The following is a 13,856-nucleotide window of genomic DNA, read 5'->3' on the forward strand; positions in this document are numbered from 1 at the left end:
TCGATGCAAGATAGTCCGCAGAAACGATCGATCTGGATGCGCATCCACATCGATCCGATGTTTATGCTGATCATTCTCGCGCTGCTGACCTACAGCGCCGTGGTGATCTGGAGTGCCAGCGGACAGGATCCTGGCATGATGGAGCGTAAACTCGGGCAGATCGCGATGGGTCTGGTGATCATGATTGTGCTGGCGCAGGTGCCGCCGCGCGTTTATGAAGGCTGGGCGCCCTATCTCTATATTGTCTGCGTCATCCTGCTGGTGGCAGTGGATGCTTTTGGACAGATCAGTAAAGGGGCCCAGCGCTGGCTCGATCTCGGCTTTGTGCGTTTCCAGCCTTCGGAGATTGCCAAGATCGCGGTGCCGCTGATGGTGGCGCGCTTTATCAACCGCGATGTCTGTCCGCCGACGCTGAAAAATACCGGTATCGCGCTGATTCTGATCTTCCTGCCTACTCTGCTGGTGGCCGCACAGCCCGATCTCGGCACCTCGATTCTGATTGCCGCCTCAGGCCTGTTTGTGCTTTTCCTCTCAGGAATGAGCTGGAAACTGATTAGCGTGGCGGTACTGCTGGTCGCCGCCTTTATCCCGATTCTGTGGTTCTTCCTGATGCACGACTATCAGCGCGACCGCGTCATGATGCTGCTCGATCCGGAAACGGACCCGCTGGGTGCCGGTTATCACATCATCCAGTCGAAAATCGCGATTGGCTCGGGCGGACTGCGCGGCAAAGGCTGGTTGCAGGGCACCCAGTCTCAGCTGGAGTTTTTGCCGGAACGTCATACTGACTTTATCTTCGCGGTCCTGGCCGAAGAGTTAGGGCTGGTCGGCGTGCTGCTGCTGCTCGCCCTCTATCTGCTGCTGATCATGCGGGGACTGGTGGTAGCAGCCCGGGCGCAGACCACCTTTGGCCGTGTTATGGCGGGCGGTTTAATGCTGATTTTATTCGTTTATGTTTTCGTTAACATTGGCATGGTTAGTGGTATCTTACCGGTAGTTGGCGTGCCGCTGCCGCTGGTCAGTTATGGCGGCTCCGCGCTTATCGTGCTTATGGCGGGATTTGGCATTGTGATGTCGATCCACACTCACCGAAAAATGTTATCTAAAAGTGTCTAAGAGGCTGCAGATGCGTAAGGAATGGCTTGGCGTTGCACTGGCATCACTGGTTCTGGCGGCCTGTACCACGCCCGAACCCCAAAATACGGCGCCGCCGCAACCGGCTTACAACGGACCGGTGGTAGAGATTCCAGGCGTTGAGCCACGTTATGAGCCAATCAATCCGGGCACCAGCCAGGATTACAGCGTTAACGGCAAAAATTATCGCATTATCAAAGATCCGTCGAACTACAGCGAAGTCGGTCTGGCAACCTGGTACGGTGAAGAGGCACAGGGAAACCGCACCGCCACCGGTGAAGCTTACGATCCCGATGCGCTGACTGCGGCTCACCCTACTCTGCCGCTGCCGAGTTATGTGCGCGTGACCAATATCGCGAATGGCCGTCAGATTGTGGTGCGCGTTAACGATCGCGGCCCTTACACGCCGGGACGTATTATCGACCTGTCGCGGGCTGCCGGTGATCGCCTGAATATCTCTAACAATTCGCGGGTGCGGGTCGACTACATCAAGGTCGCACCCGACGGCACGCTCTCAGGTCCCGGCACCATCGGAACCGTGGTAGCCAAACAGAGCTACTCTCTGCCTGCCCGCCCGGATCTGAGTGGCGGCGCGGTGATGAACGGCGGCAGCGCAGCCCCTTCTGAACCACCTGCACAGAATGTTGAAGCCATCAGCAACAGCACGCTGCAGAGCAGTGACAACATGGGCGCGCCAGTCCAGAGCAGCGGCTTTCTTGGCGCACCCCAGCCATTAGCGAACGGTGTACTGGAAGGTAACGAGCCGCCAGCCGCCGCACCTGCCAGTTCCGCACCCGCAGCAGCCAGTGCCTCGCCTGCAGCCAGCAGTGGTTCCGCCGATGGCTATGTGGTGCAGGTTGGTGCGCTGAACGATCCGGCGCGTGCGCAGCAGATGATGAAAAGCCTGAGCCAGCGTTATGGTGTGCCCGGCAAGGTTGAAAACGCGGGCAACAATGTCTATCGCGTACAGCTTGGTGGTTATACCTCCCGCGCCGAAGCGGCTGCGCTGCAACAGCGCCTGAGCAGTGAAGGCCAGGCCGCGTCATTTATTACGAACACACGTCGCTGAACCGTGGTTCAGAGCACTGCAGGTTACGTCTGCTAACAACCCAATCATCATGCCCGGTGCCAGAAAATCTGGCATTGGTTATGATGAGTGACATTTTTAACCTCAAACTCACGGATGTTGTAGTCCTACACATGAACACGCTGAAATCATCTCGTTTACTGAAACGCCTGACAGTGGGATCACTGATCGCTATCTCTCTCAGCCATGCTGCTATTGCTGATGACGTCAATCTCAAGACCATGATTCCGGGCGTGCCGGACATTGATGCCGAAGCGTATGTCCTCATCGACTACAACTCAGGCAAAGTGCTGGCAGAGAAAAACGCCGATGCACGCCGCGATCCTGCCAGTCTGACCAAGATGATGACCAGCTATGTCATTGGTCAGGCCGTGAAAGCGGGCAAAATTCATCAGGATGATCTGGTGACCGTCGGCCCGGATGCCTGGGCGACCGGCAACCCGGTGTTTAAAGGTTCTTCGCTGATGTTCCTGAAACCAGGCGATCGCGTGCCGGTTTCACAGCTGACCCGTGGCATTGTCCTGCAGTCCGGTAACGACGCCTGCGTTGCGATGGCTGACTATGTCGCTGGCAGTCAGGATGCCTTTGTTAACCTGATGAACAACTACGTCAAAGCGCTTGGCCTGCAGAATACCCACTTCGGGACCGTTCATGGCCTGGACGCGGAAGGTCAGTACAGCTCCGCGCGCGACATGGCGTTGATCGGCCAGGCGCTGATCCGCGACGTACCGGAAGAGTATGCTGTTTATAAAGAGAAAGAGTTCACCTTCAATAATATCCGTCAGATGAACCGTAATGGTCTGCTGTGGGATACCAACCTGAACGTGGATGGGATCAAAACCGGTCATACTAACTCAGCCGGTTACAACCTGGTGGCGTCAGCGACCGAAGGCCAGATGCGCCTGATCTCCGCTGTGATGGGCGGTCATACCTATAAAGGCCGTGAAACTGAGAGCAAGAAACTGCTCACCTGGGGCTTCCGTTTCTTTGAAACTGTTGCGCCACTGAAAGCAGGCAAAGAGTTCGCTTCTGAGCCAGTCTGGTTTGGTGATAATGACCGTGTACAACTGGGCGTGGAAAAAGATGCTTACCTGACCATTCCACGTGGCCGTATGAAAGATCTGAAAGCCAGCTATGTGCTGACCAATACAGAACTGCACGCGCCACTGAAGAAAAACCAGGTTGTGGGCAGCATCAACTTCCAGCTGGATGGCAAAACTATCGAACAGCGTCCGCTGGTGGTGCTGAACGAAGTTTCTGAGGGTGGTTTCTTTGGCCGTATCGTTGATTACATCAAACTGATGTTCCATCACTGGTTCGGTTAAGCGTAAGGGGTGATTGAAAAATCACCCTTCTGCCCCCATTACAGGATATTATGATGCTCCCGCTCAGGCGGGAGCCTGTTTTTTATGCACCGGAGTTAATATGAAAACCAAACTGAATGAGCTGCTCGAATTTCCTACCCCGTTTACCTACAAAGTAATGGGTCTGGCGCAACCGGAGCTGGTTGATCAAGTGGTTGAAGTGGTGCAACGTCATGCGCCCGGCGACTACAGCCCTGAAGTTAAGCCGAGCAGCAAAGGCAACTATCACTCCGTAAACATCACTATCACCGCCACCCACATCGAGCAGGTTGAACGCCTGTACGAAGAGCTGGGCAACATCGAAATCGTGCGGATGGTCCTGTAATTTACGGGTCGGCAAGGCGCCTCTGCCTGACGGTTTGCCGACGCTATTCTTAACGTTATTTCCTTTAGCGGGCTATCGTTTTGTCAGTTGAAACCCTCTTTGTCCGTCAGTCCGGTCTGAGCGACTGGCAATCTGTCTCCGACGCCATGCATCACTTCACCGACCAGCGCGATGACCAGAGTCGTGACGAAATCTGGCTGGTCGAGCATCCTCCGGTCTTTACGCAGGGTCAGGCGGGAAAAGCGGAGCATCTGCTGATGCCAGGCGATATTCCGGTGGTGCAGAGCGATCGTGGCGGTCAGGTGACCTATCACGGGCCGGGACAGCAGGTGATGTACGTCCTCATCGATGTGAAACGCCGTAAACTCGGTGTGCGCCAGCTGGTGACCATTCTGGAAGAGACGGTAATCGCGACGCTGGCAGAGTTCGGCGTCAGCGCCCGCGCCCGCGCGGATGCTCCTGGCGTTTATGTCGGGGAAGAGAAAATCTGTTCACTGGGATTACGCATCCGCAAAGGCTGTTCATTTCACGGCCTGGCGCTGAATGTGGCCATGGATTTATCTCCTTTCCTGCGCATCAATCCCTGTGGTTACGCCGGGATGAGCATGACCCAGTTGAAAAATTTTGAGCCAGAGGTGACAACGGAGCAGGTACGTTCTCCGCTGGTCAGCGCCTTTGCGCGGCTGTCAGGTTATGAAAATGTTGAATGGATATCAGGCGATCTCCCTGTTAAGCCTTAACGCAGAATGCGAATTTACAAATATGTAACGTATCCGTGCTGACTGTGGCTGCTTCGCAGGCGATGTGATGATATAATTTTTGCACTTTTTTCAAATAAAGTTGAAAGCCCCCTTCCCGGTTTGAGTGGGAACGCTTTCAAATCGCAATCCGACCGGAACCTGCTGATTTATGAGTAAACCAATTCAGATGGAACGCGGCGTCAAATATCGTGACGCAGACAAAATGGCGCTGATCCCGGTGAAAACCGTGGCTGTTGAACGGCAGGAGATGTTGCGTAAGCCGGAATGGATGAAAATCAAGCTGCCAGCTGACTCCAGTCGTATTCAGGGCATTAAAGCCGCGATGCGTAAAAACGGGCTGCACTCAGTCTGCGAAGAGGCCTCCTGCCCTAACCTTGCTGAATGCTTCAACCACGGTACTGCCACCTTTATGATTCTTGGTGCTATCTGTACCCGTCGTTGTCCGTTCTGCGATGTGGCACATGGCCGTCCTAATGCGCCTGATGCTAACGAACCGGCAAAACTGGCGCAGACGATTGCCGATATGGGCCTGCGCTACGTCGTGATCACCTCTGTTGACCGCGATGATTTACGTGATGGCGGTGCACAACATTTTGCAGACTGTATCCGCGCCATTCGCGAAAAAAATCCCACGATTAAAATTGAAACACTGGTTCCGGACTTCCGTGGCCGCATGGACCGTGCGCTGGAAATTCTCACCGCAACGCCACCGGATGTGTTTAATCACAATCTGGAAAACGTACCACGCGTCTACCGCCAGGTGCGGCCGGGCGCTAACTACGAATGGTCACTGAAATTGCTGGAGCGGTTCAAAGAAGCGCATCCGGATATCCCGACCAAATCGGGTCTGATGGTTGGGCTGGGTGAGACCAACGCCGAAATCGTGGAAGTGATGCGCGATCTGCGTCGCCACGGTGTCACCATGCTGACTCTGGGCCAGTATCTGCAGCCGAGCCGTCACCACCTGCCGGTTCAGCGCTACGTCAGCCCGGCTGAATTTGATGAGATGAAAGAAGAAGCGATGGCGATGGGCTTCACCCATGCCGCATGCGGTCCGTTTGTCCGCTCTTCCTATCATGCGGATATGCAGGCCAAAGGCGAAGAAGTGAAATAAGCCGGCCTCCGCTATCAGAAGCCTGAAAAACAAAAAACCAGACTGGAAACAGCCTGGTTTTTTTATGCGTGCCTGACGTTGCCTGAAATAAAAAGTAACAGTTATTTTCAGCAAATAACCGATTAATCTTTATGAACGACGCGTTCTGCCGGTACGTCTTCAGCGGTTGTTCGGGTTGCGCTGGTATCTTCGTCTTTCATGGCTTTTTTGAAGCCCTTAATCGCGGAGCCCAGATCGCCGCCCAGTGAGCGCAACTTGTTGGTACCAAAAAGCAGTACGATAAGCGCACCGATAATCAGCAGCTTGGCAATACTGATACCTTCCATATTTAACCTTTCAACTTATTCAAATCACGGTGACTGTTATTTACGCGCAGTTTGCCTGCGGCGACAACTGGAATCTGTAACAGAGTGAGATCTCAGAGAGGCCGATTAAGTATGCACAAGTGCCAGCACTCAGCGTTTTGCTCGCTTTGTCGTCATGGATTTTTATCCTTAGATCACTTGAGTTCAGGACGCGCAAAGCGCCGGTTCTCCAGTACCGGCAGCATCTGTCGGGCATAGACGACGCGTTCCGGGTCGAGTTCAGCAAACAGTAGTGTCGGGGACTCCGCGGCATTCGCCACCGCTACCCCCAGCGGGTCGACCACCAGACTGTTGCCAATATTGCGTGGGCCACACTCGCCCACCGCCACCATATAGCAGGTGTTCTCCAGCGCGCGGGCACGGGTCAGTAAATCCCAGTGCATCTCTTTCAGCGGGCCTTTCACCCATGCTGCAGGCAACACAAGCACTTCTGCACCGTCCAGCGCCAGTCGTCGTGCCAGTTCCGGGAAACGCACATCATAGCAGGTCATTAATCCGACTTTCATACCCGCAACCTCAATCAGCGGTGGAATGACATGGCCTGGATTGACCCGTTGCGATTCCTGCACGGCAAATGCATCGTACAGATGCAGCTTTTCATAGGTGGCAATAATTTCGCCGTTGCGGATAGCCACCAGTACATTGAGCGCTTTATGCTGGTCACTGGGGACATGGACGCTCATTATAGTGGTCAGCGCATTATGCTCACTGGCAGCCAGCAACTTTGTGATAAAAGGGCCATCCAGCGGCTGTGCGGCTTTCACCACTAAATCGGGATCGGTATTATCGCGCGCCAGAACAGCTTCTGGCAGGACCAGCAGATCCGCTTCTCCCTCTGCTGCCCGCTTCATCAGAGCCAGACAGCTATCAGCGTTCTCCTGCCATTCACGGCTGACCGCAAATTGTCCCAGTGCAACTTTCATCATCTCTTTCCTCCCCCAGCGACCAGAAGTGTCACTTCCCGCGTCACTCATCAGTGATTAAGCCCTTGCAGAGAATGCTCGCATCCAGAGCCGGCGATCGTTGTCTGTTCTCTTTAAAACGAACCTGATCGCCGCTTATTCCTGCGCTGTGCTTCGGCATTGTACAGCCAGTGCAATGTCATCCTGTTTTCTTTTATACCGCCATAGCCTCTAAGCGCTATCGCTCGCCGCCCTTAATACCGCTAACAGCTTCAGTGCGTGTTCTGCGTGGACGCCGTCCCGATGGGTATGCAGAGAGTGTCTGCATCACGAGAGGTAACGGCGCTAATCAGCAGTCGGACAACTGTTTATGCTGTCCTGAAACCAGATAGGAAGCAGAAAGTGCTGGCAAAGAACAAATGCTGTGGTAGCAGGTCAGCAATAATCCCTGTCGCCAGCCTCAGGGATGAACAGCGGGAGATGATTGCCGAGGCACTGGTCATCGCCTCAGGACGGGAATTTAACCCGCTTGCAGATTTTTAATGAGATAACAGGGTGATTCAGCATAACCCTCGCGCGCGTAAAACTGATTCGCCTTGAGCCGTGACTGATGGCAATGGACTTCCATACGATCGCAGCCACGGCGGGCTGCCAGCGTTTCGGCATATTGGAGCAGTTGCTGGCCGACGCCTTTGCTGCGCTCACCTTCCGCAATACAGAAGTAACTGATGCGGGCGAAATCACCGGCCAGGGCCAGCTGAGGAATAAAATGAAGTGAAAGGAAACCCAGAACCTGACTGCCCAGTTCAGCCACTAACAGCGCTTCACTGGGATCGCTGCATAACTGCGCCAGACGCTGCTCAATGAAACTTTCAGTGCCGCCGTAGCCTAACTCACTCAGCAAGGCACTCAACGCAAAACTGTCTCTCAACTCCGCATGCCGTATGTTCATCCTGTCTCCTCACTCATCGGGTTCTGTAGCACTGTTATATAGCGTCGCAGGCTAAAAAGCTGCACAGCTGGTTGTTATAAATATGTTACGAGGATTTATTGTGAACCGCCGCGCAGTTTGTGCGCCCCTGGGGACAATTCAGAAGGTTACGATGTGAGGGATGAAGCGCAGATTACAGCCATAAAAAAACCCGCCATAAGGCGGGTTTTTAGAATTCTGACTGTTAACTTACAGACTGATAACGTTAGCAGCAGATGGGCCTTTAGCGCCGTCGGTGATTTCAAACTCTACGCGCTGACCTTCAGCCAGAGTTTTGAAGCCGTTGCTCTGGATTGCAGAGAAATGTACGAATACATCTTTGCTGCCATCTTCAGGAGTAATGAAACCGAATCCTTTAGATTCATTAAACCACTTAACGTTACCTTTGATCTTAGACATCTATATTACCTTTACATGAAAAATGGACACTAAACTGTGTCGGCGTCTAGTACAGCAATTGCTGAGGGATTTGTCCAGCATGATTTGATGAAAAAGTGATAAATATCGACTTTCCGTACATGCATCACACTTTCCTGCTTTTCGACTTGCGAAACACTCATCAGCAGGGATCAGACGTATGGCCTGTGTCTTCCACTAACCTGCTGGAAAGGCAAACCTTTTTGATCTTTAGCACCGTGACGTTTTGAGGTTAAAAAGGAAAATCTTATTAAGACGTATTCCTGTTATTACTGATAACGATCGTCTCAAAAGCGTTATTTTTTATCGTCCTGCGGGTAGTAAACCTCAGCATAAAAATCCGATTTCCCTGCTTCCGGAGGCCGCCGTAACGCGTCTGGTTATTTAATGTGCAGTTGATCGCAAATTCCTATCCGCCGAAACGACTTTTTCTCAGACAATATTGAGACTGCTGTGCCATTGCCCCCAGTGAGAGCAGGCCACCTGCTGATATTTTCACCAAAAGCAGGCAAGCCTTGATAAAGATCAATGAAGTGCTTTTTAGTGTCCGGATTCGCATCTGGCAACAAACAATTAACGTTATGAGCAACTACTTTTCTTATGGCGAGCCGGAATAATATTACCCGGCAATAGATTACGTCCGCTTAACCGGTGAGGGGATAGCTTCCTTCCGGGCAAATGAAAAGGAGAGTGAGGCACAGGATGGTGATGAAGATACGCTGCAGTCAGTGCGGAAGCACCCGATTCGTTTTTACGGAATATCACGAGGAAGAGCACAACGTTCATGGTGCCCGCTGTGCGAACTGTAAAAAATGCCTGGATTCCCAGGATCTGCTGCCCACGACGCCGATGGATCCCATTACACAGTGTCTGCTGGCCAGCCAGAAAACAGTTCGGGCACCTGATTAGGTGCCCGTTGTTGCTGAAGCTTTTACAAAAATCAGAAAATCAGTTTGAACACCCCTGTCAGGGTCAGCAGGCCGACGATAAAGATAATCGCGATAATCCACAGAATAATTTTCATTTCCTTTTCCCTCACTGATTAGACATGTTTCCTGTAGGCAGTATAGACAGGAATATTTATCGCGCCGCTTCACTCAGGCTTCAATTGGTCAAAAGTTCACCAATCCTGCTCTTTATTTGCTTTCTGGGATAGCGATCGCAACACCAGTTTTTACCGGCACTCTTTTTTCGTTTTAAAGAATACTCCTGGCTAAAATTTATGCGGCAAGGCAGGCCTCAATAGTGATGAGACTGAAATGAGTCGCGAGGAGATCTTATGAGCACGATTAATACCAGCATGGGCCGCTACAGCCTTAAGGCCAAAAACAGCGGTAACCACATCAGAGGTTCTTTCGCCATCAACGATGAAGGCGGCACGCAGCTCTCTATGCAGGAGTTTGACGAGCACTATCTTGATGATGTGGTGAATAACGTGATCTACCCGGTCACTGGCGGCAACCGTGAAATTGCACGTGCGCTGCGGGAAGAGATGGTGAAAGCCGGTTTTGAACCGCCTCACTAAGGCGTCAGAATTAAGTGACAGCCTGGGCCGCACTTGCGGCCCTTTTTAGTTTTAACGTCGTGCACCCGGTCAGAACAGAGCGCCGCTGACAGATTTGCCAGCGACGACAGGTTAAATCACCCAGGAGAGCAACAGGCAACCCACCAGGCCACAAACCGAAATAATGGTTTCCAGCGCAGACCAGGAGCGAATGGTTTCGCCAATCGTCAGGTTGAAATACTCTTTGAACAGCCAGAATCCAGGGTCGTTAACGTGAGAGAAGATCACGCTGCCGGACCCCACGGCGATCACCATCAGTTCCGGGCTGGCGCCACTGGTAACAATCAGCGGTGCAACAATACCGCCGGCAGTAATCGCTGCTACCGTGGCAGAGCCCAGCGCAATACGCAGCACTGCGGCAATCGACCACGCCATAAAGATGGGTGACAGCTGCGTTGAGTGCATCATGCTGGCGATATATTTATCTACGCCACTGTCCACCAGCACCTGTTTAAAGGCACCGCCACCACCGATGATCAACAACATCATGGCAATGATTTTGATCGAGTCGGTCAGGGTATCCATCACCTGTTCCATCGTGCGGCCACGATTCAGTCCAAAGGTGAAGATGGCAATCAGCACCGCAATCAGGGTCGCCATGACCGGGTCGCCAAAGAACTCCGCATAGGGCAGCAGCACGTGGCCTTTTGGCAGCAGCATCTCCGCCACGGCACGCAGCGCCATCAGCACCACTGGTACCAGTGCCGTCCAGACACTCACGCCAAAGCTGGGCATTTCCGCTTCGGTAAACGTTTTCGGGTTATAGAGCCCCTGTGGAATCGGTTTATCGATATTTTTCAGGAAACGTGCGTAGACCGGACCTGCCAGAATCACCGTAGGGATACCCAGCAGCGTGCCAAACAGCAGCGTTTTACCCATGTCTGCGTTAAACAGCGTGGCAATGGCGGTTGGACCCGGATGGGGCGGAAGGAAACCGTGCGTCACGGACAGAGCAGCGGCCATCGGCACCCCGACATAGAGCAGCGGCACACGCGCCGACGCCGCCACGCTGAATACCAGCGGCAGCATCAGTACAAAGCCGACTTCATAGAACAGCGCAAATCCGACAATAAAACCGGTCAGCACCAGCGCCCACTGAATGTGCTTTGTGCCGAATTTCTCAATCAGGGTGGTCGCGATACGTTGCGCCCCGCCGCAATCGGCCAGCAGTTTACCGAGCATGGCACCAAAGCCCATGATCAACGCCAGGCTGCCCAGCGTGCCACCTACACCCGCTTTGATTGAGGTAATAACTTTATTCACCGGCATGCCCTGCATCACGCCGACGGCCAGCGCCACCAGGATGAGCGCGATAAATCCATTGAGCTTAAAGCGAATCATCAGCAGCAACAGTAGCGCGACGCCGATCGCCACATAGAGTAATGGCATAGCTTTTCTCCACCTTGTGCACCGAACGGAATACGGTGTCGATTTATTATCATGATCCCCGTAGGGCGACAAAACAGTGCCTTTGTAAGATGTTTACACATCCCGACAAACGCTGTTACCGATAACATGTTAAGGGTAACATCCGCAGGAAAGCATCACCCCGCCGACGGTGAATTTCTGTTTTGCGAAGGTGATCAACTTTTTGCCGATGCGTTATCAGAAAGTTTGCCAGTGTCGACGCCGCGCTTTTCGTTACACTCAGATTTTAGTGAAATGTAAAAAGGATGCACTGGTGAGTGAGAACCTGAGTGAGCTGTACAGTAATCAACGAACCCTTTTTGGCCGCGGTAGTCTGGATAAGCTGGTGCCGCTGCTGGCCGCCCGTTCACAGCCTACCCTGCTGTTTTGCGGACAATCTTTCCTGCAGGGCCCGGCCTACGCCCGGCTGAAAGCTGGCCTCAACGATCACATTATTGGCTACGAAATTGTCAGCCATGAAGCCTCACCCCCTGAAATTGATGGCTGGGTTGCGCGCTGGCGCGGGCATGTTGATCGGGTAGTCGCGATTGGTGGAGGGAGTGTGCTGGATGCGGCGAAAGCGTTCAGTGCGATGGTACAGCATCCGTTACCTGTCGCCCGTTATCTGGAAAAAGTGGGTGACACCGCCGTTCAGCCCATCACGTTGCCGCTGATTGCTGTTCCGACTACTGCCGGGACCGGCAGTGAAGTGACGCAAAATGCGGTGGTAACCGATCAGCAGGACATTCAAATCAAAGCGTCATTGCGCCACCCGGTCTTTGTGCCAGAGGTGGCGATTCTTGACCCGGATCTGCTGAAAGGTGCACCTGACTCTGTGCTGGCGACCTGCGGAATTGATGCCTTTACCCACCTGTTCGAAGCGTATCTCTCCAGCAAAGGCAATCTCTTCACCCGACAGCTGGCGCTGACCGGTCTGCGTCAGTTTATTCAGGCCTGGCCTGCACTCAATCGCGAGGATGCGGTTGGTGATGAGGCACGAGAAGCGATGATGATGGCGTCGTGGCTGGGAGGTGTCAGTCTCAGCAGTGCGGGTCTCGGCGTGATCCATGGTATTGCGGGAGAACTGGGGGCGATAAAACCGTTCCATCACGGAGAAGTATGCGGACGGCTTCTGTTTCCGTTCCTGGATCTGTTGTCTGATAGCGAGCAGCCGCTGCAGCGAAAGCTGATGGCCGAGCTACACCCACAACTTTTCAGCGAAACCACGGATTCACCGGCACAGTTTCTGAAGCAGTGGCTGCAGGCGCAGTCGATCACCCCGTTCTGGCAGGATGGCCCCACACTGAGCCGCACCGAGGTCGAGTGGATTCTGGCGCGTGCCAACAGCAAAAACTCGCTGGTAAATTACAGCCACGAACAGATGCAGACGATGATTACGCAGGCCTGGCAAATCACGGCGTGATCAACGCGAATCTCGCTTCCCGGTTCCGGCAATTCTGACCTGCCAGCCCTGGCAGGTCAGGCATCCGCTCAGCGCAATTCTGTTGCATCCGCGCTCTGAGACGCGAGGCTAAGCCTCTCTGGCGCTAAAAGGCCCCTCACCTGCCAGCATCTGCTCAATCACCTGCAGCACGCCCTGCTCGTTGTTAGAGGGTGCTTCAAAGCGCGCCGCCTGCTTCACCCGCTCTGGCGCGTTGCCCATGGCAAAACTAAAGCCGGACTGTTTGAGCATCTCCAGATCGTTACCGCCATCGCCGAAGGCCAGCACCTGATCGTGCGTAATCCCCCAACGTTGAGCCAGCAGATCCAGACCGTGCGCTTTATGATTTCCCGGCACGATCAAATCTACCGAACCGTGACCGCTGGAGGTCGCCGCCACGCGGCCCTGATGCAAACGCTCAATATCCGCCATCAGTGCTTCTATGTGATCGTCAGACAGATTCAGTGCGAACTTAAACAGCCTGTCATCCTGCACCTCATTCAGATGATGAATCGGCTTCAGCCGGTGACAGTAGTGGCGCATCTTCTTAAGCCAGGTCTCTTCCATGCCCTCGAAGTAATACGCGCTGTCACGTCCACACAGCAGGTAACGCAGGCCGGGATAGTTGCCGTTTTGCAGAGTGTCGATGACCGCTTCCACATCACGTCGTTCAAAGGCACCGCAAAACAGCTCCTCATCACGATCAATAATCCATGCGCCGTTCTCTGCCACAAAAGCGATATCGCTGGCGATCTCCGGGAAGAAGGATTTGAGCTGGTAATACTGATTGCCGCTGGCTACCACAAATTTGATGTCACGGGCGGTGAGTTGCTGATAGCCGTCGAGAAAACGGGATCGATTATACTGCTTGTTATCGTCCAGAAACGTGCCATCCATATCTACCGCAACCATCTTAACCGTCGTCATCATGACTCCTTACACAGGAAATTTCAGAGTGGAGTCTCAGGATAGCCGCTGGCGCAG

General features: G+C 53.5%; 15 protein-coding genes. 8 read left to right on the top strand and 7 right to left on the bottom strand.

Translation table 11 applies throughout. From position 1 onward, the window contains the following. The first annotated feature begins 3 nt into the window (after window positions 1–3). From mrdB to lipA, 6 genes are all read left to right on the top strand, one after another. Window positions 4–1,116, top strand: a complete 1,113-nt coding sequence (gene mrdB / locus KTJ90_RS14045; protein WP_033743010.1) for a peptidoglycan glycosyltransferase MrdB — start codon at window positions 4–6, stop codon at window positions 1,114–1,116. A gap of 10 nt (window positions 1,117–1,126) precedes the next feature. After that, window positions 1,127–2,203 (top strand): endolytic peptidoglycan transglycosylase RlpA, encoded by a 1,077-nt coding sequence (gene rlpA / locus KTJ90_RS14050; RefSeq protein ID WP_105099418.1) that lies wholly within the window; start codon window positions 1,127–1,129, stop codon window positions 2,201–2,203. 131 nt (window positions 2,204–2,334) lie between these two features. After that, window positions 2,335–3,546 (top strand): D-alanyl-D-alanine carboxypeptidase DacA, encoded by a 1,212-nt coding sequence (gene dacA / locus KTJ90_RS14055; protein WP_003854029.1) that lies wholly within the window; start codon window positions 2,335–2,337, stop codon window positions 3,544–3,546. Between the two features lie 100 nt (window positions 3,547–3,646). Beyond that, complete coding sequence (ybeD, locus tag KTJ90_RS14060) at window positions 3,647–3,910, top strand: DUF493 family protein YbeD (RefSeq protein ID WP_003854030.1); 264 nt, start codon at window positions 3,647–3,649, stop codon at window positions 3,908–3,910. An 80-nt stretch (window positions 3,911–3,990) separates the two neighbouring features. Further along, window positions 3,991–4,650, top strand: coding sequence for a lipoyl(octanoyl) transferase LipB (gene lipB, locus KTJ90_RS14065; protein ID WP_499025054.1), 660 nt, complete (start codon window positions 3,991–3,993; stop codon window positions 4,648–4,650). 169 nt (window positions 4,651–4,819) lie between these two features. Beyond that, on the top strand, window positions 4,820–5,785 hold the full coding sequence (lipA, locus tag KTJ90_RS14070; protein WP_003854032.1) for a lipoyl synthase: 966 nt from the start codon (window positions 4,820–4,822) through the stop codon (window positions 5,783–5,785). A gap of 122 nt (window positions 5,786–5,907) precedes the next feature. On the opposite strand, the gene tatE is transcribed toward lipA, so the two are convergent. The 5 genes from tatE to KTJ90_RS14095 form a co-directional block, all read right to left on the bottom strand. Beyond that, on the bottom strand, window positions 5,908–6,111 hold the full coding sequence (tatE, locus tag KTJ90_RS14075) for a twin-arginine translocase subunit TatE (protein ID WP_003854033.1): 204 nt from the start codon (window positions 6,109–6,111) through the stop codon (window positions 5,908–5,910). Window positions 6,112–6,284: 173 nt separating this feature from the next. After that, window positions 6,285–7,073: a deaminated glutathione amidase gene (locus KTJ90_RS14080; RefSeq protein WP_499026529.1), complete on the bottom strand. Its 789-nt coding sequence runs from the start codon at window positions 7,071–7,073 to the stop codon at window positions 6,285–6,287. A 499-nt stretch (window positions 7,074–7,572) separates the two neighbouring features. Continuing rightward, the gene (locus KTJ90_RS14085; RefSeq protein WP_003854037.1) at window positions 7,573–8,004 is read right to left on the bottom strand and encodes a GNAT family N-acetyltransferase; all 432 of its coding nucleotides are present in this window, start codon (window positions 8,002–8,004) and stop codon (window positions 7,573–7,575) included. A gap of 228 nt (window positions 8,005–8,232) precedes the next feature. Then, window positions 8,233–8,442: a transcription antiterminator/RNA stability regulator CspE gene (cspE, locus tag KTJ90_RS14090; protein WP_006118399.1), complete on the bottom strand. Its 210-nt coding sequence runs from the start codon at window positions 8,440–8,442 to the stop codon at window positions 8,233–8,235. Window positions 8,443–9,400: 958 nt separating this feature from the next. Beyond that, on the bottom strand, window positions 9,401–9,484 hold the full coding sequence (locus KTJ90_RS14095; protein ID WP_019105993.1) for a small membrane protein YohP: 84 nt from the start codon (window positions 9,482–9,484) through the stop codon (window positions 9,401–9,403). A 255-nt stretch (window positions 9,485–9,739) separates the two neighbouring features. Between KTJ90_RS14095 and KTJ90_RS14100 the strand changes: the two genes are divergently transcribed. Next, complete coding sequence (locus tag KTJ90_RS14100; RefSeq protein WP_003854040.1) at window positions 9,740–9,985, top strand: hypothetical protein; 246 nt, start codon at window positions 9,740–9,742, stop codon at window positions 9,983–9,985. A 111-nt stretch (window positions 9,986–10,096) separates the two neighbouring features. Here the strand turns inward: KTJ90_RS14100 and gntT are convergent, their stop codons facing one another. Next, window positions 10,097–11,413, bottom strand: a complete 1,317-nt coding sequence (gene gntT, locus KTJ90_RS14105) for a gluconate transporter (protein WP_003854041.1) — start codon at window positions 11,411–11,413, stop codon at window positions 10,097–10,099. A gap of 292 nt (window positions 11,414–11,705) precedes the next feature. Between gntT and KTJ90_RS14110 the strand changes: the two genes are divergently transcribed. Next, window positions 11,706–12,854 (top strand): dehydroquinate synthase/iron-containing alcohol dehydrogenase family protein, encoded by a 1,149-nt coding sequence (locus KTJ90_RS14110; RefSeq protein ID WP_499025061.1) that lies wholly within the window; start codon window positions 11,706–11,708, stop codon window positions 12,852–12,854. Window positions 12,855–12,962: 108 nt separating this feature from the next. Here the strand turns inward: KTJ90_RS14110 and KTJ90_RS14115 are convergent, their stop codons facing one another. Further along, window positions 12,963–13,799, bottom strand: a complete 837-nt coding sequence (locus tag KTJ90_RS14115) for a Cof-type HAD-IIB family hydrolase (RefSeq protein WP_008924994.1) — start codon at window positions 13,797–13,799, stop codon at window positions 12,963–12,965. Window positions 13,800–13,856: the final 57 nt, after the last annotated feature.

Origin of the sequence: Pantoea jilinensis (genome assembly GCF_019104105.1) — a bacterium.
GTDB lineage: Bacteria > Pseudomonadota > Gammaproteobacteria > Enterobacterales > Enterobacteriaceae > Pantoea > Pantoea eucalypti.